Origin of the sequence: Roseobacter sp. TSBP12, from assembly GCF_009129705.1 — a bacterium.
Lineage (GTDB): Bacteria > Pseudomonadota > Alphaproteobacteria > Rhodobacterales > Rhodobacteraceae > Celeribacter > Celeribacter baekdonensis_A.
Genome location: NZ_PYIB01000036.1, coordinates 45,628 through 62,031, shown reverse-complemented (window position 1 = coordinate 62,031; position 16,404 = coordinate 45,628). Strand labels below are relative to the sequence as shown.

18 protein-coding genes are annotated in these 16,404 nt (G+C 59.5%); 14 read left to right on the top strand and 4 right to left on the bottom strand.

Features of this window, described 5'->3' with window-relative positions:
- The first annotated feature begins 13 nt into the window (after positions 1–13).
- From C8029_RS10965 to C8029_RS10915, 11 genes are all read left to right on the top strand, one after another.
- Positions 14–694, top strand: a complete 681-nt coding sequence (locus tag C8029_RS10965; RefSeq protein WP_009570819.1) for an orotate phosphoribosyltransferase — start codon at positions 14–16, stop codon at positions 692–694.
- A gap of 204 nt (positions 695–898) precedes the next feature.
- Positions 899–2,422, top strand: a complete 1,524-nt coding sequence (locus tag C8029_RS10960) for a replicative DNA helicase (protein ID WP_009570820.1) — start codon at positions 899–901, stop codon at positions 2,420–2,422.
- A 99-nt stretch (positions 2,423–2,521) separates the two neighbouring features.
- On the top strand, positions 2,522–3,562 hold the full coding sequence (alr, locus tag C8029_RS10955; protein ID WP_009570821.1) for an alanine racemase: 1,041 nt from the start codon (positions 2,522–2,524) through the stop codon (positions 3,560–3,562).
- The gene (locus C8029_RS10950; protein ID WP_152002903.1) at positions 3,559–4,362 is read left to right on the top strand and encodes an MlaE family ABC transporter permease; all 804 of its coding nucleotides are present in this window, start codon (positions 3,559–3,561) and stop codon (positions 4,360–4,362) included. The genes alr and C8029_RS10950 overlap by 4 nt, the downstream gene beginning before the upstream one ends.
- Positions 4,359–5,108 (top strand): ABC transporter ATP-binding protein, encoded by a 750-nt coding sequence (locus C8029_RS10945; protein WP_009570823.1) that lies wholly within the window; start codon positions 4,359–4,361, stop codon positions 5,106–5,108. Before C8029_RS10950 ends, C8029_RS10945 begins: the two co-directional genes overlap by 4 nt.
- 8 nt (positions 5,109–5,116) lie before the next feature.
- Positions 5,117–5,596, top strand: coding sequence for a paraquat-inducible protein A (locus C8029_RS10940; RefSeq protein ID WP_152002902.1), 480 nt, complete (start codon positions 5,117–5,119; stop codon positions 5,594–5,596).
- 31 nt (positions 5,597–5,627) lie between these two features.
- Complete coding sequence (gene radA, locus C8029_RS10935; protein WP_009570825.1) at positions 5,628–6,998, top strand: DNA repair protein RadA; 1,371 nt, start codon at positions 5,628–5,630, stop codon at positions 6,996–6,998.
- A gap of 28 nt (positions 6,999–7,026) precedes the next feature.
- Positions 7,027–7,581: a CvpA family protein gene (locus C8029_RS10930; RefSeq protein ID WP_009570826.1), complete on the top strand. Its 555-nt coding sequence runs from the start codon at positions 7,027–7,029 to the stop codon at positions 7,579–7,581.
- Between the two features lie 201 nt (positions 7,582–7,782).
- The gene (gene purF / locus C8029_RS10925) at positions 7,783–9,249 is read left to right on the top strand and encodes an amidophosphoribosyltransferase (protein WP_152002910.1); all 1,467 of its coding nucleotides are present in this window, start codon (positions 7,783–7,785) and stop codon (positions 9,247–9,249) included.
- Entirely contained in the window at positions 9,250–9,756 is a 507-nt protein-coding gene (locus tag C8029_RS10920) for a DUF2199 domain-containing protein (protein ID WP_152002901.1), read from the top strand. It abuts the gene before it with no gap.
- A gap of 108 nt (positions 9,757–9,864) precedes the next feature.
- Positions 9,865–10,533: an SDR family NAD(P)-dependent oxidoreductase gene (locus C8029_RS10915; protein ID WP_152002900.1), complete on the top strand. Its 669-nt coding sequence runs from the start codon at positions 9,865–9,867 to the stop codon at positions 10,531–10,533.
- Positions 10,534–10,556: 23 nt separating this feature from the next.
- Here C8029_RS10915 and C8029_RS10910 read toward each other — a convergent pair whose 3' ends face one another.
- The gene (locus tag C8029_RS10910) at positions 10,557–10,958 is read right to left on the bottom strand and encodes a VOC family protein (RefSeq protein WP_152002899.1); all 402 of its coding nucleotides are present in this window, start codon (positions 10,956–10,958) and stop codon (positions 10,557–10,559) included.
- 167 nt (positions 10,959–11,125) lie between these two features.
- Between C8029_RS10910 and surE the strand changes: the two genes are divergently transcribed.
- From surE to C8029_RS10895, 3 genes are all read left to right on the top strand, one after another.
- Positions 11,126–11,917 (top strand): 5'/3'-nucleotidase SurE, encoded by a 792-nt coding sequence (gene surE / locus C8029_RS10905; protein WP_009570831.1) that lies wholly within the window; start codon positions 11,126–11,128, stop codon positions 11,915–11,917.
- Positions 11,917–12,558, top strand: coding sequence for a protein-L-isoaspartate(D-aspartate) O-methyltransferase (locus tag C8029_RS10900; RefSeq protein ID WP_009570832.1), 642 nt, complete (start codon positions 11,917–11,919; stop codon positions 12,556–12,558). The genes surE and C8029_RS10900 overlap by 1 nt, the downstream gene beginning before the upstream one ends.
- Before the next feature lie 88 nt (positions 12,559–12,646).
- Positions 12,647–13,843 carry a LysM peptidoglycan-binding domain-containing M23 family metallopeptidase gene (locus tag C8029_RS10895; protein ID WP_009570833.1) on the top strand — a complete coding sequence of 399 codons (1,197 nt, stop codon included), beginning with the start codon at positions 12,647–12,649 and terminating at the stop codon, positions 13,841–13,843.
- Positions 13,844–13,986: 143 nt separating this feature from the next.
- On the opposite strand, the gene C8029_RS10890 is transcribed toward C8029_RS10895, so the two are convergent.
- The 3 genes from C8029_RS10890 to tatB are packed head-to-tail and all read right to left on the bottom strand — an operon-like array spanning position 13,987 to position 16,402.
- Entirely contained in the window at positions 13,987–14,829 is an 843-nt protein-coding gene (locus C8029_RS10890) for an ATP-binding protein (protein ID WP_152002898.1), read from the bottom strand.
- A gap of 11 nt (positions 14,830–14,840) precedes the next feature.
- A complete protein-coding gene (tatC, locus tag C8029_RS10885; protein WP_009570835.1) occupies positions 14,841–15,734 on the bottom strand; it encodes a twin-arginine translocase subunit TatC in 894 nt (297 codons plus the stop codon).
- Positions 15,731–16,402, bottom strand: coding sequence for a Sec-independent protein translocase protein TatB (gene tatB / locus C8029_RS10880; RefSeq protein ID WP_009570836.1), 672 nt, complete (start codon positions 16,400–16,402; stop codon positions 15,731–15,733). Before tatB ends, tatC begins: the two co-directional genes overlap by 4 nt.
- Positions 16,403–16,404 lie beyond the last annotated feature (2 nt).

Below are 16,404 nucleotides of genomic sequence, written 5' to 3'. Positions count from 1 at the left end.
AAGAGACCGCCAGATGATCCCCTCCTCCTTTCCTGACGAGACCGAAATCGCCCGTTTGACGGCGCGGATGTTGTTGGAAATCAAGGCCGTGCATTTCAATGCGCGCGAGCCCTTCACACTGGCCTCCGGCCTGCCCAGCCCGACCTATATCGACTGTCGCAAGCTGATCTCTTACCCGCGCATTCGCTCGACCTTGATGGATTTCCTCTCGGTTTCCGTCATGCGCGAGGCCGGATTTGAGGCGTTTGACAATATCGCGGGCGGCGAAACGGCGGGCATTCCCTTTGCCGCGATGGTGGCCGAACGTTTGGCCCTGCCGATGACCTATGTGCGCAAAAAGCCCAAAGGCTATGGCCGCAATGCCCGGATCGAAGGGCAAATGTCCGAAGGCGAACGGGTGTTGTTGGTCGAGGATTTGACCACAGATGGCGGATCGAAATTGTCTTTCGTGGATGCAATCCGCGAGACGGGCGCGACTTGCGGCTGGACGGCGGTGATTTTTTACTACGGGATTTTCCCGGAGACGGAAAAGACGCTGGGCGATCATGGCGTGAAGCTCATCAGCCTGTGTACATGGTGGGATGTTTTGGCCGAAGCCAAACGCCAACGCGCCTTTGACGCAGAAACGCTCGCAGAGGTGGAGAAATTCCTCAACGCCCCACGCGAGTGGCAAGAGGCCAATAAAAAGGCATAAAGCGGCGAAAATCCGCGCCCGAAATTTGTGCGTCGCCCTTCGGGGCGGCGTTTTTCTTTGTAAACAGCCGAGTTAGCTCGCCAAGTGCATCTGTGACCCAGTTATCCACACGTTATACATTTTGAAACCCGGCGCGCGGGCGGCTATGAAATCCAAACCCGCGAGCAACACGCGACTCGCAGGATCATAAAGAGGGCCAGCCGGATGAATGACATCGCCACACTTCAGGATGCGCGCAGCGACAAAACGGACGCGGCAACACCGTCGGTGATCACCTCCTATGCGGGTGCTGTGCCCCACAACATCGAGGCCGAACAGCAACTTCTGGGCGCGCTTTTGACCAACAACGACGTGTTCGACAAAATCGCTTCGATCATCTCGCCCGACCATTTTTTCGACCCGGTGCACAAAGACATTTACGAGAAGGCTCAGGAGCGCATTCAAAAGAATATGCTCGCCTCTCCGGTGACGTTGAAAGCCTATATGGAGGACCATGAAGGCCTCAAAGAGTTGGGCGGCCCGGCCTATTTGGCGCGTCTGGCGGCGAGTGCCATTTCGACCTATGCAGTGCGTGATTACGCCCAGTTGATCTATGATCTGTTCCTGCGCCGACAGTTGATTGAGCTTGGCAATGAGATTGCGGGTTCTGCCGCCTCCGGCTCCGACATCCGCGATCCGGGCGAACAAATCGTGGCCGCCGAACAGCGGCTCTACACGCTGGCCGAGCAGGGCAAGGGCGAAACGGGCTTCACCTCCTTCCTCTCCGCCGTCACCCAAGCCGTGCTCAACGCGAACGCCGCCTATGAGCGCGGTGGCGGCATGGCGGGGATTCAGACCCACCTCAACGATCTCGACAAAAAGATGGGCGGCTTGCACAAATCCGACCTCATCATTCTGGCTGGACGTCCGTCGATGGGCAAAACCTCGCTGGCCACCAACATCGCGTTTAACATCGCCAAGGCCTATAAAAAGGGCACGCTGCCGGATGGCCGCACGGGCGCGGTCGAAGGCGGGGTTGTTGGGTTCTATTCGCTTGAGATGAGCGCCGAACAGCTGGCGGCGCGGATTTTGGCCGAGGCCTCCGAGATTTCGTCGCATAAAATTCGCCAGGGCGACATGACCGAGGATCAGTTTCGCCGCTTTGTCGAGGCCGCCAAAACGCTTGAGACCTGCCCGCTTTATATCGACGACACCCCGGCCATTCCGATTTCGCAATTGGCGGCGCGCGCCCGGCGGCTGCAGCGCACACATGGGTTGGACCTGTTGATCATCGACTATTTGCAACTGGTGCGCGGCACCGCACGCAGCCAAGGCAACCGGGTGCAGGAGATCGGCGAGATTTCCATGGGCCTCAAAGCCATCGCCAAAGAACTCAACATCCCGGTGATCGCGCTGTCGCAGCTCAGCCGGACGGTGGAGAGCCGTGATGACAAACGACCGCAGCTTTCGGATTTGCGTGAATCCGGTTCGATCGAGCAAGACGCCGATGTGGTGATGTTTGTCTATCGCGGCGAATATTACAAAGAGCGCGAAAAGCCCGAAGAGCATGACATGGAGGCCACGACACGCTGGGTCGAGGATATGGAACGGCTGCACGGCAAGGCCGAAGTCATCCTTGGCAAACAACGTCACGGTCCGATTGGCACGGTGGAACTGAGCTTTGAGGCGGAATTCACCCGCTTTGGCAACCTTGTTCAGCCTTGGCAACAAAACGAACCCGAATACTAAGACCCATTACATAAGGACATCGGACCCGCCCCCGGCGTGTTTTGAGCTTGCGTCTGGTTTTACGCTTGCACAGAGGCGCGTGGAGGGTCAAAAAACGCCATGGCTACATCTGTTTTACATATTGATCTCACGGCTCTGACCGACAATTGGCGGGCGCTGGATCGTTTGACCGCCCCTTCTGTGGAAACCGCCGCCGTGATCAAAGCGGACGCTTACGGGCTTGGCGTGGCCAAGGTCGGGCGGGCGCTGGTCAAAGCGGGCGTGAAAAAGTTTTTCGTGGCCGCCGCCGAAGAGGGTGTGGCCCTGCGCGCGGCCATCGGTCCCTCGCCCTGGATCGGCGTATTTGGTGGTCATATGGCCGGTGACACCGACATGATCGCGGATATGCATCTTGTGCCGATGCTCAATTCCCTGGATCAAATCACCCGCCATTTCGAAGCCCTCCCCGGCGCACCCTTCGGCATTCAACTCGACACCGGGATGAACCGTCTGGGCCTTGAGGCGCCCGAATGGGAGGCGGTCAAAGACCTGGTGATCAAAGCCCGCCCCGATCTGATCATGTCGCATCTGGCCTGTGCCGATGAGCCGGACCACCCGATGAATGCGCACCAATTGGCGACCTTCCGCGAGATGACCGAGGGCTTGACCGTGCCGCGCGCCTTGTCGGCCACGGGCGGTATTTTGCTTGGGCCGGACTATCATTTCGATCTGGTGCGTCCGGGCATCGGCCTTTACGGCGGCTTGCCCTATGAGGACAGCAAAGCCGTGGTGCGCCTCGAATGCCCCGTGATCCAGACCCGTGATGTCGCGCCCAATGAAACCGTCGGCTATTCCAACACATGGACCGCCGAGGCCCCCACCCGGATCGCCACGATTTCCGCCGGTTACGCCGATGGTATTTCGCGCAAAATCTCCAACGCTGCGGTGCTGTTTGACGGCGACACCCCCTGCCCGTTGGTCGGCCGGGTGTCGATGGATTTGATCACGGTGGACATCACCCATCTGGACCATGTGCCCAAATCGCTTGATCTCTTGTGCGCGCATCAAACGGTCGATGATCTGGCCGATGTGGCGGGCACGATCGGCTATGAAATCCTGACCTCTTTGGGCGGACGCTATCTGCGGCGGTATATTGGATGAGCACCACGCGCGCGGCCAATCCTATCTTGCACCTGCTGGCCCGTTTGGGGGCTGCGGTGTTGGGGACGTTTGCCGCCGTCGGCCGCTTGACGCTGTTCACGCTCTCGACCTTTCGCCACATCCTCACGCCGCCGTTCTACAGCCGCGAATTCTTTCACGCCTTGATGAATGTCGGCTATCTGTCCTTGCCCGTTGTCGGCCTGACCGCGCTGTTTACGGGGGGGGCTTTGGCGTTGCAAATCTATGCCGGTGGCGCGCGGTTTTCGGCCGAACAGGTGGTGCCGCAAATCGTCGCCTTGGGCGTGGTCCGCGAACTCGGCCCGGTGATGGTCGGACTGATGATGGCCGCACGGGTCACCTCGTCGATTGCTGCCGAAATCGCCACGATGAAAGTCACCGAACAAATCGACGCGCTGGTCACCCTCTCGACCCACCCGATGAAATATCTCACCGCCCCGCGCGTTTTGGCCGGGCTGTTGACCGTGCCGTTTCTGGTCGCAGTGGGCGACACAGTAGGGGTGTTTGGCGGCTGGTTCGTGGCGATCAAGTCGCTCGATTTCAACTCCGCCACCTACCTCAAAAACACCATAGATTTCCTTGAGATGCCCGACATCGTGTCCTCATTGGTCAAGGGCGCAGCGTTTGGCGTCATCGCCACGTTGATGGGCTGTTATTTCGGGATGAATTCGGGCCGGGGCGCACAGGGCGTAGGTCAGGCGACCAAATCCTCTGTCGTTGCCGCCGCCGTATTGATTCTGGCTGCCAACTTCCTTTTGACACAGGCGTTTTTTGCCGCATGATCACGCTCACCGACGTTCATAAATCCTTTGGCGCAAAACAGATCCTGCGCGGTGTCAACCTGACGGTGGAGCGCGGCGAAAGCTGTGTCATCATCGGCGGATCGGGCACCGGGAAATCGGTCATGCTCAAATGCATTCTGGGCCTTGTGACCCCGGACCGAGGCACGATTACGGTCGATGGCGAAGAGGTCAGCGCCAGTGGCGACCGCGATGCGTTTTTGGCCCGGTTTGGCATGTTGTTCCAAGGCGCGGCCCTGTTTGACAGCCTTCCGGTCTGGCAAAACGTCGCCTTTCGCCTGTTGCGCGGCTCGTTGAAACGGCCCCGCCATGAGGCCCGCGAGATCGCGATTGAAAAACTGCGCCGGGTCGGGTTGTCGCCCGATGTGGCCGATCAATTTCCCGCCGAGCTGTCGGGCGGGATGCAAAAACGTGTGGGCCTTGCCCGCGCCATCGCCGCCGATCCCGAGATCATTTTCTTTGACGAACCGACCACCGGATTGGACCCGATCATGGCCGGGGTGATCAATGAATTGATCCGCGAGATCGTGGTGGAAATGGGCGCGACCGCGCTGACCATCACCCATGACATGACCTCGGTGCGCGCGATCGCCGACAAGGTGGCGATGTTGCACGGCGGCAAAATCCGTTGGCACGGCCCCGTGGCGGAAATGGACACGGCAAACGACCCGTATCTCACCCAATTCATCACCGGCTCGGCGCATGGGCCGATTGAAACGGTTCGGTGAGGTTGCTCTTGTCTCGCCGCACCCAGCTTACCCTCCGCCGTCTCAATCTCTCCCTGTTGATCCTGTTCCCCGTTGCTTGGGTCGCGCCGCTGATGCGGGCGGGGTTTTTGCCGCTGTTTGGCCTCTCCGAAATTTCGGTTCTCTCTGGCATTGCGGGTCTTTGGCAGACCGACGTCTTTCTTGCCCTCATCGTTGTGCTCTTCGCCATTCTCGCCCCCATCGCCAAGGTGCTCTCCCTCGAAGCACTGATCTCGAACCGCCTCCCCGCGCGGGTCAAACCCTGGCTGTTTCACCTTGGCCGACTGGCCATGGCGGATGTGTTCTTGATCGCAATTTACATCACGGTCATCAAAGGCATCGGCGTTGGGCGGCTTGAGATCGGTTGGGGGCTTTACCTTTTTACCTTTTGTGTTTTGCTCAGTCTGGCTTTGAGTATTTTCACCACGGTAAAACCCGAAGACTTGCGCGGCGACCCCTTGAAAGACTAGAACGAAGCAAGAACGAACAGGGAGCGCCAGAATGGCCAAGGCACAAAAGAATTTCGTCTGTTCCAATTGCGGGGCGGTGACGACCAAATGGTCCGGGCGCTGTGACGGCTGTGGCGAATGGAACTCCATTTCCGAGGAAAAACCGTTGTCGGCCTCGGGTCCGGCGAAAAAGACGTTGGGTGGGCTGCGCGGCAAGGAAATCCCGCTCTCCGCCCTGTCCGACAAAGAAGCCCCGCCCAAACGCACCTCCTGCGGCCTGACCGAGTTCGACCGGGTTTTGGGCGGCGGCTTGGTGCCATCTTCGGCCATCTTGGTCGGCGGCGATCCGGGCATCGGCAAATCAACGCTTTTGCTGCAAGCGGCGGCGAAATTTGCCATGGCGGGACTGAAGGTCATCTATATTTCCGGCGAGGAATCCGCCGCCCAAGTGCGGATGCGGGCGCAACGGTTGGGCCTTGGCAATGCGCCGGTGCGGCTCGGGGCGGAAACCAACCTGCGCGATATTTTGACGACGCTTGAGGCGGAAATGCCCGATTTGGTGATCATCGACTCGATCCAAACCATGTGGGCCGACAATGTTGAAAGCGCACCGGGATCGGTGTCTCAGGTGCGCGCGGCGGCGCATGAATTGGTGACTTTTGCCAAATCGCGCGGTGTCTCGGTGGTTTTGGTCGGCCATGTCACCAAGGATGGGCAACTCGCCGGGCCGCGCGTGGTCGAGCATATGGTCGACACGGTGCTCTATTTTGAAGGCGAGCGCGGGCATCATTTCCGGCTCTTGCGCGCGGTCAAAAACCGCTTTGGCCCGGCGCATGAGATTGGCGTGTTTGAAATGACCGGCGATGGGTTGCGCGAAGTGACCAACCCCTCCGCGCTCTTTCTGTCCGAACGCGATCAACCGGTGCCGGGATCGGTGGTTTTTGCCGGGATCGAGGGCACGCGGCCGGTGTTGGTCGAATTCCAGGCGCTCGTCGCCCCCTCGCCCCACGCCCAAGCCCGGCGCACAGTTGTGGGCTGGGACGGATCACGTTTGGCGATGATCCTGGCGGTGCTCGAAAGCCGATGTGGTATTCCCTTTGCCGGGCTGGACGTTTATCTGAACGTGGCAGGTGGGATGAAAGTGTCGGAACCTGCCGCCGATCTGGCGGTGGCGGCGGCGTTGATTTCGGCCCGCGAAGATCAGGCTTTGCCAAAAGATTGTGTGGTTTTCGGGGAACTTTCGCTCTCAGGGAGCTTGCGACCCGTTGGTCAGACCGAAAACAGGTTGAAAGAAGCCAAAAAACTTGGTTTTTCATCGGCCATCGCCCCCGCCCGTTCCAAGGCCGGGGAAAAAAGCGGCATGGACGTCCGGCAGATGAGCGATCTGGTGGGGTTTGTCGGAGAGGTTTTTGGCGCGGGCTAACGCGCTCAGAGTTCAAAAGAGAGGCGCCATGGAAGGCTTTACAATCATCGACGGCATCGTCGCATTGGTCATCGTCGTATCGGCGATCCTGGCCTATTCACGCGGGTTTGTGCGCGAAGGCATGGCGATTGCCGGATGGATCGTCGCCGCGATCCTTGGCTACATGTTTGCCCCCAAAGCCGTGCCTTTGGTCAAAGAAGTGCCCTATCTGGGCGATTACATCTCTGGATCTTGCGAACTCTCGGTAATCACTGGCTTTTTCGCGGTGTTCGCCGTGGCTTTGATCGTCGTGTCGATTTTTTCACCGCTGTTTTCCTCCGCCGTGCAACGCTCTGCCTTGGGCGGGGTGGATCAGGGGCTTGGTTTCCTGTTCGGCGTGATCCGTGGCATCATTTTGGTCGCCATCGCTTTGGTCATCGTTGACCGCGTCTCGACTGGCGACCCAATCGCCGTGTTGGAAGACTCGCGCACCGCCAAAGTTTTTGCCCGCTCGCAAGATAAGCTGGACGAGAGCCTGCCCGAGGATGCGCCAGATTGGATCACCTCGCGCTATCAATCCTTGGTTTCGACCTGTACTGAGTAAATCACCATCCCTTCGGGCGGCACCGATCAAAAGCAGCCGCCCTTTTCATAAACCCCACCTTAAGAGCCACGGAACCCGCCCGTCTCACGACTGGAGCACAAGAAGTGATGAAATCTTTTGTGATCCTTTCGTGACACTGGGCCTCTTAGGTCTTAAAGGGTGGGACGAACCGCACAGCGTAGGATTCGGAGCTTGACCGAGATGCTCGAAATGCCCCCCGCTCACCCTTTTGACGATGACAAATTAAAAGAGGAATGCGGCGTTTTCGGCGCCGTTGGCGTTGCCGATGCCGCCTCTTTTATCGCCCTTGGCCTGCATGCGCTTCAGCATCGCGGCCAGGAAGCCGGCGGGATCGTCACCTATGATACCGAGGCCGGGTTTCAATCGGCGCGCCGCTTTGGCTATGTCCGCGACAATTTCACCAGCCAAAAAGTGATGGAAACCCTGCCCGGACCGATCGGCATCGGCCATGTGCGCTATTCCACGGCAGGCTCCAAAGGCAACACCGCGATCCGCGATGTGCAACCGTTCTTTGGTGAATTCGCCATGGGCGGGGCTGCGATTGCCCACAACGGCAATATCACCAACGCCGTCGCCCTGCGCCGCGAGTTGATCGAACGTGGATCGATTTTCCAATCCAGCTCGGATTCGGAATGCATCATCCACCTGATGGCCCGCTCGCTGCAACGCAACATCCCTGAGCGGATGAAAGACGCGCTGCGCCGGGTCGAAGGTGCGTTTTCCGTCGTCGCCATGACCCGCACCAAACTCATTGGTGTCCGCGATCCGCGCGGTGTACGCCCCCTCGTGTTGGGCAAGGTCGGCGACAAAGGCTATGTGCTCTCATCTGAGACCTGCGCGCTCGACATCATCGGCGCGGAATTTGTCCGCGAGATTGAGCCCGGCGAAATGGTGGTGATCTCGGATGGCAAAGTCCAAAGCTCGAAACCATTTGAGCCGAAACCCTCGCGGTTCTGCATCTTTGAGCATGTATATTTTTCCCGTCCCGACAGCATCTTAGAGGGGCGTTCCGTCTATGAAACCCGCCGTCAGATCGGCGTGGAATTGGCGATTGAAGCGCCTGTGGAGGCCGATCTGGTCTGTCCGGTGCCCGACTCCGGCACGCCCGCCGCCATCGGCTATGCGTTTCAATCCGGCATCCCCTACGGCATGGGCATCATCCGCAACCAATATATGGGGCGGACGTTTATTGAGCCATCGGAGCAGATCCGCAACATGGGGGTGCGTCTGAAATTGAACGTCAACCGTGCACTGATCCGCGACAAACGGATCATTCTGGTCGATGACTCGGTGGTGCGCGGCACAACCTCGCAAAAGATCAAAGACATGCTATTGGACGCAGGCGCGGCCGAGGTCCATTTCCGCATCGCCTCTCCGCCGACCATGTGGCCCTGTTTTTACGGCGTCGACACGCCGGATCGCGACAAATTGCTGGCCGCATACATGTCGGTCGAACAAATGCGCGTGCATTTGGGCGTCGATAGCCTTCAGTTCATCTCGCTCGACGGCTTGTATCGCGCGGCAGGCGTGGCCGAAGGCCGCGATGCCACCGCCCCGCGCTATTGCGACGCCTGTTTCTCCGGCGAATACCCGGTGGTGCCTTCCGATATGATCGACAAAGGCTTCAAACTGAAGGCCGCCGAATAAGTGGCCTCCATCCTCGATCTTGATCCCCGCTGGCGCGCCCTTATGGCGAAAGGCGGGGTGATTGACATTGGCTTTGATCATCCGTCTGAGTGGCCCCATGCGCCGCGTGGCGATCTGGCCTTTGTCAAAGAGGGCGCGGATCAATTGGCCTCGGAACTCTGCCGCTTGGATGAAACACGGTATCTGCGCGCCACGCTTACCCTGCCCATTCGCGGCGCAGAGGATGCTTTGGTGATCGCGCTTTGGGCCGAGGTGCCGCATCCGGTGTTTTACGCCTATCTTCAACATCTTGACGGTGGCCCCCTGCCCGAAGACACACCCGCCAGTCTGGCCAATGATCTGTCGCCTTTGGCCGCCCAAGACAGCGCTCTGACGCTGAGCTTTGACGATGGCTCCGCGCGGCCCAGCGTCACACTGACGGGCATCGCGGATATGTCCTTTGACGATCTTCTGACACTCTATGAGGCCAGTGGGACACTTGCGCGCGCCGATCTCACCGCCCCTTGACCGCGCCGCAATTTCCCCGCACACATCCCTCTGATTTGGCCTCTAATTTGGCCTCTTATTTGGCGTCCAAACTGGCCTCCCTCCGGCCCTGATGACTGGGAAGAACACATGACAGACCACACAAAAGTCGCCCTCATCACCGGCGCATCACGCGGACTTGGCTTTTTCCTTGCCGAAGCTCTGGCCCCGGCCTATCACATCGTCGCCGTTGCCAAGACCACAGGCGCGCTCGAAGAGTTGGACGACCGGATCAAAGCCAAAGGCGGCGACGCCACATTGGCCCCGATGGATGTGACCAATCCGGACGCGATGGCGCATCTGTGTCGTGGCATTTTTGACCGCTGGGGGCATCTCGACCTGTGGGCGCACACGGCGATCTACGCACAGCTTCTGTCGCCTGCCGATCACATCGACCCCAAAGACTTTGACCGCACCATCGGCACCAATGTGACCGCCACGGGCAAGTTGATGCCGATGATTTCGCCGCTTTTGAACATGGCCCCCACCCCCGCCGATGTGCTGTTTTTCGACGATCCGCATGCGGGCGAGAAATTCTTTGGCGCCTACGGGGCATCGAAAGCCGCGCAGATTGCCATGGCCAAAAGTTGGCAGGCCGAGGTCGCACATGTCGAAAAAGCGCCGCGCATTCATGTGCTGTCCCCGCGCCCGATGCCGACGGGCACCCGCGCGCGGTTTTTCCCCGGCGAAGACCGCGCCACGCTGACCCATCCGCGCGACGAAGCGCCGCGTTTGCTCAAAGAGATCGGGCTGATCTGAGTGCCGCTGATGACGGCCACGGATTACAAAGGCGCGAACAGGTCGATCTTGTAGCCATCCGGGTCCGCCACGGTGGCGTAGCGTTGGCCCCAAAACGCATCCCAAGGGGCGTCCACCACGGTGAACCCGGCGCTTGCAATCTCGCCCGCCACCCGGTCCACCTCTGTCGGCGCGGCACAGAGCATGGCAAAACCCGAATGGTTCGCGGGCCGTGGCTTTTCCCCGATCAGTGTTTCCGACAATGTCGCCGCGTCAATCATCAACCGCACCGACCCCGGCACGGTGTTGGGTTCGACGTGATCGGCATTGGTCTCGACCCCGTCGAAATCAAACCCCAATAGGCGATAAAACGCCACAGATCGCGCCATGTCGGTGGCGGTCACGGCGATTGCGTCGAGCACGGGGCGTGGGGCGGTTACAGACATACTCTCTCCAGTTCACAAAAGGCGTGTTGCGGCACCTTTAGACCTCAGGTTTTTCCCGAAACGCCATAAATATCAGGGCTGCGGCGGGCCACTGACCTTGCCGCGATTCCGAGCCTGCTTTAAGGAGGAAAGGAAGACAAGTGCCAGTCAGACAAAAGGGCCCCTCCATGCGCATCCTGATCACCAACGATGACGGCATCAATGCGCCGGGCCTCAAAACGCTTGAGGCCATCGCCCATACGGTTGCCGGTCCCGAAGGCGAGGTCTGGGTCGTCGCCCCCGCGTTTGAACAATCCGGCGTCGCGCATTGCATTTCCTATTCTCACCCGACCATGATCACCGAGATTGCCCCGCGCCGCTGGGCTGCCGAAGGCTCGCCTGCCGATTGCGTTTTGGCCGGGCTGCATGACATCTTGCCGCAGCGGCCGGATTTGGTGCTCTCTGGCGTCAACCGGGGCAATAACGCGGGTGAAAACGTGATGTATTCCGGCACGATCGGCGGCGCAATGGAAGCGGCGCTACAAGGCGTGAAAGCCATTGCCTTATCGCAATTCTTCGGACCGCAAAACGCCACACTTGAGGATATGTTTGAAAGCGCTGCCGTGCATGGGGCCGAAGTGGTCAACACGCTTCTGACCCAAGCGCCCTGGGGCGAAGGCGCAGATTACACCTTGTTTTACAACGTGAACTTTCCACCTCTCCCGGCCTCTGAGACCAAAGGCCTCGCCATTTGCCGCCAAGGCCGCCGGAAAACGCCGGGCTTTGGCATCGAAGGCCAAGTCTCGCCCACCGGGCGGCGGTTCTTGTGGGTGCGCGGGTCCGAGCAATCGGTCGACACCGGCCCCGGCACCGATGTGACAGCCAATTTGGCCGGCCATATCTCGGTCACACCAATGCGTGCCGATCTGACCGCGCATGACATGCTCAAAGGCCTCTCCGCCTTGGAAAAAGCCGTCTGATGACCATGAACCCCGAAGCGCAGATGCAGTTCCTCTACACCCTCCGATCCAAAGGGGTAACCGATGGGCGCACGCTTCAGGCCATGGAAAAAATCGACCGCGGCGTCTTTGTCAAAGGCCTGTTTGCCACCCGCGCCTATGAGGATATGCCGCTGCCCATCGCCTGTGGCCAAACGATCTCGCAACCCTCCGTGGTGGGGCTGATGACACAGGCGCTCAATGTGCAACCGCGCGATAAGGTGTTGGAGGTCGGCACCGGCTCCGGCTATCAGGCCGCGATCCTCAGCCAACTGGCCCGCCGCGTCTATACCGTGGACCGCTACCTGCGCCTTGTGCGCGAGGCACAACTCGTGTTTGACAGCCTCGGCATCGTCAATATCACTGCCATGGCGATTGATGGCAGCTACGGCCTACCCGATCAGGCACCGTTTGATCGCATCCTTGTGACCGCCGCCGCGGAGGACCCTCCCGGCCCGCTCTTGGCGCAGCTCAAAACAGGCGGTATCATGGTTTTACCAGTGGGGCAGTCGGACACGGTCCAAAGCCTTATCAAAGTGACACGCACCGAGACCGGGTTTGACTACGAAGAACTCCGTTCAGTGCGCTTCGTGCCCCTCGTCGAGGGGATGGGTCAGGAGTAAACGAACCCTCCGCAAGAGGGGGTGACAGGGGCGGCCATGGGGCCAATCTCCAACAGAGGGCAAAGCCCAAGGACTTGAGGATAGAGCCATGACGATTTCATCTTTGGTACAGACGCGCGGAACTGCGCAAAACAGAATGCGCGCCCTTTTGCTGGGGTCGGCCCTTTTGGCGCTGAGTGCGTGCGACAAACCGATCGACTTTGACATGCGCGGTCTGACCGATGCGTTTTCGACCGCCCCCGCCGCCAACGAGGCCAAAACCGCCGCCAAACCTGTGCCCAACGCGCAAGGCGTGATTTCTTATCCGAATTACCAAGTGGTTGTGGCCAAACGTGGCGACACGATCGGTTCTGTCGCGGCGCGTGTCGGCCTTCCCGTGACGGAATTGGCCCGCTACAACGGCATCCCGGTGGACGTGACCCTGCGCCCCGGCGAAGTGATCGCGTTGCCCCGCCGGATCGGCGACGGCCAATCCACCGCGACCCCAACCGGCACCATTGCCACGGGCGAACGCATCGACATCGCGGCTCTGGCAGATGAGGCCATCACCGACGCTGAGACCAAAACAACCACCACGCCGATTGCCCAGAGCAATCCGTCCGAACCGGTGGCCGGTATGGAACCGATCCGCCACCAGGTTCAGCGCGGCGAAACCGCCTATTCCATCGCCCGCAAATACGGTGTCTCCGTACGCGCCTTGGCCGATTGGAACGGGCTTGGATCGGACCTTGCTGTCACCGAGGGCCGCTATCTTTTGATCCCGGTGAAAACCTCCGAGGGCGTCTCTGAGACCGCCATCACGACCGAGCCGGGCAAAGGGTCGGCCACCCCCACACCGCCCTCTGCCGCCGCCCCCCTGCCGGACCCGGACTTGGCCAAACCGGCCCCTGCGGTCACCAAACCGGCCGCGGACCTTGGCGCAACACAGACGTCAAACTCAGAGATGGCCAAACCCGTCTCCGGCGCAATCATCCGCGATTACGACAAGACTAAATCGAAATTCATCCTGTTTTCCGCCCCCGCAGGCACGCCGGTGAAAGCGGCCAAGGACGGGACAGTCAAATTGATCTCGACCAACGCCGACGGGGTGAAAATCATGGTGGTCGATCACGGCGACGGCCTGCAAACCGCCTATAGCTTTATCGACAGCATTTCGGTGAAAAAGGGCGCCAGCGTCAAACGCGGTCAGACCATTGCAAAAGTGACAGCCAACGAATTCAACGCGTTGCAATTCATGGTCTTCAAAGGCACACAAACCGTCGATCCGACGCCCTATTTGAACTGACGGGTTTGAGTATTTTTTCACGGTAAAGACAAAAGGCCGCGCAGAGATATGCGCGGCCTTTTGGGTTGATTGGCGTTGATCTGTTTTACGGTACAGGCGGGAGCGCCGATGACCGCTCATGTTTCCGAGAGTAAAAGCCTCACTTACCCAAGCGCGATGCCTTTGCGCCCAGCCAAATCCGTGAAATATTGCCACGCCACCCGGCCAGAGCGCGAGCCGCGGGTGGCTTGCCATTCCACCGCCTCGGCGCGCAGCGAATCGTCGTCAATGTCGACCCCATAGGCGTCACAATAACCCCGGATCATTGTCAGATACTCATCTTGCGAACAGGGATGGAAGCCCAGCCATAGACCGAAGCGATCCGAAAGCGAGACTTTTTCCTCTACCGCCTCCGAGGGATTGATCGCAGAAGAGCGTTCGTTTTCAATCATATCGCGCGGCATCAGGTGCCGGCGATTTGAGGTGGCATAGAACAACACATTGTCCGGGCGGCCCTCGATCCCGCCATCCAGCACGGCTTTGAGCGATTTGTAATGTTCGTCATCATGGCTAAACGACAGGTCGTCACAAAACAGCAAAAACCGATACTCGGAGCCGCGCAAAAGCGCCAACAGCCGCGACACAGTGCCAAGGTCTTCGCGCTGCATTTCCACGATCTTGAGGCCCAACCCGTCGGCCACTACAGCCGCATGAACGGATTTCACCAAGGACGATTTGCCCATCCCCCGCGCCCCCCACAACAGCGCATTGTTGGCCGATAGGCCGCGCGCGAATTGGCGGGTGTTTTCAAGCAAGGTGTCACGCGACCGATCCACACCGACGAGCAGAGACAGATCGACCCGCGACACGTTTTGAACCGGCACAAGCGCGTCCGGTTCGGTGTGCCAGACATAGGCATCTGCCCCGTCAAAATCAGGTGCGGCCAGAGGTGCGGGGGCCATACGTTCCAGGGCCTCCGCAATACGTTTGAGGGTCTTTTTGCTCATGGCAACCTCGCTCATTTCTCGTCGTCAAACTCACCGAACAGGTCTTCGTCTTCTCCCAATACGCCAGCGGCGCGCAGCTCTTCGGTGCGTTTCTTTTCAACGCGGGCGACGAGGAAGATGGAGATTTCGTAGAGGCCATAGACCACGACAAACAGGATCAATTGTGTCGTCACATCCGGCGGCGTGACCAGGGCGGCGACGGTCAAGATGCCCACGACCGCATATTTGCGGGTTGAGCGCAGCCCGTGCGCCGTGGCCAATCCGGCCTTACCCATCAGGGTCAACAGCACCGGAAGCTGAAAGCACAACCCAAAGGCCACGATCATTTTCAACGTAATATCAAGGCTCTCATTCACCTTCCCGTTGAACACGATGTCAATGCCCGTGTCCTTGGTCGCGGTCGCCACATCGCCGCCATTGGCAACAAGCGCGCCGACAAAAGAGGGCAGATCGGCAAAGCCCAAAAAGAACGTCATCGCCAGCGGCACAACCACATATTGCGCGAAAGCCGCGCCCATGAGGAACAACACCGGCGAGGCGATGAGAAAGGGCAAGAATGCATTCTTTTCATTGCGGTACAGCCCCGGCGCGACAAAGCGCCAAAGCTGATAGGCGATCACTGGAAAGGCCAGAGCCAGCCCGCCGACCATGGAAATGCGGATCAGGGTAAAGAAATATTCTTGCGGTGCGGTGTATTGCATCACCGGGTTCGGATTGCCCAAGGCGCGCATGGATTTTTCGATCGGGATCAGCAGAAAATCAAGGATCGGACTGGCCACGGTAAAACAGATCACCATCGCCACGACAAAGGCCAAAGCGGCCCGGATCAACCGGGTGCGCAGCTCGGCCAGATGTTCGACCAACGGGGCGGAGCTGTCTTCGATATCGCTGTCAGTTTGGCTCATGCCTCGCCCTCATTCGATGTGGTCATCTTCGCGGCTTTGACGGGTTTGGCCGCCGCTTTTTTAGGGGCGGCTTTCGGGGCCGTTGGCTTTTTTGCAGCGGCGGGTTTGGCCACAGCCGACTTAGCCGCTGTCGCCTTAGCTGCAGGTTTCTTTGCAACAGGCTTTTTTGCCGCCGGTTTCTTCGCCGCAGGCGCCTTTACGGGGGCCGCAGCCGCCTCTGCCTCAGCCGCTTTGCGTTCGGTCGCCTTCTTCGCCGCACTCTCTGAAATTTTCTTGGCCGCCTCAGCTCGCTCGGGGCTCAGCTCATCTTTCTGGAGCGCCGTCGTTTTCGGCGCAGCCTTGCCATCAGAAGACTTCATCGGGTCCCATTTTTCAAAGGTCGATGCCGCCTCGTTGAGCTTATCAAGCCCGAATTTCTTTGGGTTTGTCGCGCCTTTGAAGGCGTCCGAGGCCTCTTTGATCCCACTCTCGTCGGCAGCACTTTCCATCGCCCGCGAAAACTCCCGCGCCATGGATTTCGCCCGCGCCGTGAACCGTCCCAGCGTTCGGAACATCCCCGGCAGGTCCTTTGGGCCGACGACGATCAACGCCACGACCCCGATGACCAAAAGTTCTGACATGCCCATGTCAAAGAAGAGCGGAATGGACGGCATCACGATAGCACTCATGC

Bases quoted from the DNA above. Each gene is read 5' to 3' on its own strand.
- C8029_RS10965 (WP_009570819.1), top strand. From the start codon at position 14: ATGATCCCCTCCTCCTTTCCTGACGAGACCGAAATCGCCCGTTTGACG.
- C8029_RS10960 (WP_009570820.1), top strand. From the start codon at position 899: ATGAATGACATCGCCACACTTCAGGATGCGCGCAGCGACAAAACGGAC.
- alr (WP_009570821.1), top strand. From the start codon at position 2,522: ATGGCTACATCTGTTTTACATATTGATCTCACGGCTCTGACCGACAAT.
- C8029_RS10950 (WP_152002903.1), top strand. From the start codon at position 3,559: ATGAGCACCACGCGCGCGGCCAATCCTATCTTGCACCTGCTGGCCCGT.
- C8029_RS10945 (WP_009570823.1), top strand. From the start codon at position 4,359: ATGATCACGCTCACCGACGTTCATAAATCCTTTGGCGCAAAACAGATC.
- radA (WP_009570825.1), top strand. From the start codon at position 5,628: ATGGCCAAGGCACAAAAGAATTTCGTCTGTTCCAATTGCGGGGCGGTG.
- C8029_RS10930 (WP_009570826.1), top strand. From the start codon at position 7,027: ATGGAAGGCTTTACAATCATCGACGGCATCGTCGCATTGGTCATCGTC.
- purF (WP_152002910.1), top strand. From the start codon at position 7,783: ATGCTCGAAATGCCCCCCGCTCACCCTTTTGACGATGACAAATTAAAA.
- C8029_RS10915 (WP_152002900.1), top strand. From the start codon at position 9,865: ATGACAGACCACACAAAAGTCGCCCTCATCACCGGCGCATCACGCGGA.
- C8029_RS10910 (WP_152002899.1), bottom strand. From the start codon at position 10,958: ATGTCTGTAACCGCCCCACGCCCCGTGCTCGACGCAATCGCCGTGACC.
- surE (WP_009570831.1), top strand. From the start codon at position 11,126: ATGCGCATCCTGATCACCAACGATGACGGCATCAATGCGCCGGGCCTC.
- C8029_RS10900 (WP_009570832.1), top strand. From the start codon at position 11,917: ATGACCATGAACCCCGAAGCGCAGATGCAGTTCCTCTACACCCTCCGA.
- C8029_RS10895 (WP_009570833.1), top strand. From the start codon at position 12,647: ATGACGATTTCATCTTTGGTACAGACGCGCGGAACTGCGCAAAACAGA.
- C8029_RS10890 (WP_152002898.1), bottom strand. From the start codon at position 14,829: ATGAGCAAAAAGACCCTCAAACGTATTGCGGAGGCCCTGGAACGTATG.
- tatC (WP_009570835.1), bottom strand. From the start codon at position 15,734: ATGAGCCAAACTGACAGCGATATCGAAGACAGCTCCGCCCCGTTGGTC.
- tatB (WP_009570836.1), bottom strand. From the start codon at position 16,402: ATGAGTGCTATCGTGATGCCGTCCATTCCGCTCTTCTTTGACATGGGC.